Origin of the sequence: Methylophaga sp. UBA1464 (genome assembly GCF_002325665.1) — a bacterium.
Classification (GTDB): Bacteria; Pseudomonadota; Gammaproteobacteria; order Nitrosococcales; family Methylophagaceae; genus Methylophaga.
The window spans coordinates 12,936-15,074 of the sequence record NZ_DCSO01000077.1; the positions used below are offsets into that span (position 1 = coordinate 12,936).

At 47.3% G+C, this 2,139-nt stretch carries 2 protein-coding genes and 1 pseudogene; 2 read left to right on the forward strand and 1 reads right to left on the reverse strand.

Annotated features, from left to right (window positions below; genetic code table 11):
- Together B3O33_RS09240 and epmA are read left to right on the forward strand one after the other, a co-directional pair.
- Window positions 1-114, forward strand: a pseudogene (locus B3O33_RS09240) (elongation factor P); the annotation flags it as partial.
- Window positions 115-179: 65 nt separating this feature from the next.
- Window positions 180-1,145 carry an EF-P lysine aminoacylase EpmA gene (gene epmA / locus B3O33_RS09245; protein WP_292362413.1) on the forward strand — a complete coding sequence of 322 codons (966 nt, stop codon included), beginning with the start codon at window positions 180-182 and terminating at the stop codon, window positions 1,143-1,145.
- Window position 1,146: 1 nt separating this feature from the next.
- Here the strand turns inward: epmA and B3O33_RS09250 are convergent.
- On the reverse strand, window positions 1,147-2,139 hold a 993-nt coding region (locus B3O33_RS09250), incomplete at its 5' end, for a TRAP transporter large permease (RefSeq protein ID WP_292363478.1).

Consider the following 2,139-nt stretch of genomic DNA (forward strand, 5'->3'; position numbering starts at 1 on the left):
GCAACGTTAGAAACTGGCGCTGTGGTTCGTGTACCGTTATTTATCGAAATCGGTGAAGTGTTACGGGTTGATACCCGTTCAGCATCTTACGATGAACGCGCCAAGAAAGATTAAAACAATTTTGTTTTTTGCGCTGTTGATGTGCCATTTGAATGATGACAGGCCCTAGAGCATAACTCATGCTGCAAGGCCAACAATTACAGAGCATATTAAAACGGCGGGCAGAGCTTTTAGCAAATGTCCGCCGTTTTTTTTCGACACGTGAAGTGTTGGAGGTCAGTACACCGATCCTGTCTTCGGCGGCACCAACGGCGCCTTATCTCGATAGTTTTCATACGCTGTTTGAAGCTGGAAATCGTTCGAAAACGCTTTATCTGCATACCTCCCCTGAATTTGCGATGAAACGCTTGCTAGCGGCCGGTAGTGGTGGGATTTATCAGATTGCCACGGTATTTCGCAATGGCGAGCTAGGACGGCAACATACACCCGAGTTTTCTATGTTGGAATGGTACCGCCCAGGATTTACGCTGGCGGATTTAATGGCAGAAGTTAATGCCTTTATACAGCAGGTTATCGGAACGCCTCCAGCAGTAACCTGCGCTTACAGTGATTTATTCGCCAGGTATCTGCAGCTGGATATTTATCAAACTGATGTTGATACACTCAAAGCCGTGGCTTTAAAGCATATTTCAGCTTTACCTGCCGATTGGCAGACGGATTATGATGGCTGGCTGGAAATGCTGATGAGTGAAGTGATTGAACCAGAGTTAAAAGCTTTAAATACGCCGGTGCTGGTCACCGAATTTCCTGCATCACAGGCACAGCTTGCCAGAATTCAACCAAATGCAGCCGGTCAGCCAGTGGCAATGCGTTTTGAACTGTACGCTGGTGGTATGGAACTGGCGAATGGTTATGACGAGTTATGTGATGCCACTGAGTTAAGGCAACGCTTTGAACGCGATAATATCGCACGTCAGCAGCAGGGAAAACCTGTCATGCCCATAGATGAAAATCTGCTGGCAGCGATGCAGTCCGGTTTGCCCCAATGCAGTGGTGTGGCTTTAGGGCTGGATCGTTTAATGATGCTGCACCTGGCTGAAGATAATATCTCCAAGGTACAAAGCATCAGTTTTGCAGATAACTGATTTATTCCATCATCCCCGGCAACCACAACGTAATGCCCGGAACCGCAATCAATAGTCCCAGAACCAGCAACTGAATCATCACAAACGGTCGAATTCCACGGTAAATATCCATTAGTTTTAATGTCGGTGGTGCACTGGCTTTCAGATAAAACAATGAAAAACCAAATGGTGGCGTCAGAAACGAGGTTTGCAGATTAATCGCGATCAGCAGGGCAAACCACAACGGATCAATTCCCATATGTATTGCCACTGGCGCAATAATTGGCACGACGATAAAGCAGATTTCGATAAAATCCAGAAAAAATCCTAAAACAAAAATCAGTAACATGCTGAGGAGCAGAAACGTCCATTTGCCTCCAGGCAGTTCGGAAAATATATCCAGAATCAGACCATCACCACCCATGCCGACAAAGACCAGACCAAACGCCGTGGCACCGATAAATATTAAAAACACCATGCTGGTCAAGCGTGCTGTTTTTTGCATCGCATCATTAAGATTAGCGATACTCAGACGGCGATGCAGGGCGGCCAGAATCAACGCCCCTAATGCACCCACTGCAGCAGATTCAGTAGGTGAGGCAATACCGTAAAAAATCGATCCCAAAACGGCAATGATAAGAAATAAAGGCGGCAGCAAGCTTTTTATAACACTGATCCATAGTGCAGCAAGTTCAGGATTGTCATCACGCACGGCGGGTGCCAGATGCGGGTGGCGCCATGCAACAAACGCAATATAAAGCATATAGGCCATGATCAACATCATGCCCGGGACCACGGCACCGATAAACAATTCACCTACCGGTACGCCAATTACATCGCCTAATAGAATCAGAATAATGCTTGGTGGAATAATCTGTCCCAATGTCCCGGAAGCAGCAATGGTGCCACTGGCTAATGACGGTGCATAACCGCGTTTGAGCATGGTAGGTAAAGCAATGACGGTCATGGTCACCACCGACGCACGCACGACTCCGGTTGTTGCTGCCAGCAGCGC

Excerpts from the sequence above, each read along its gene's own strand:
- epmA (WP_292362413.1), top strand. The coding sequence starts at position 180 with ATGCTGCAAGGCCAACAATTACAGAGCATATTAAAACGGCGGGCAGAG.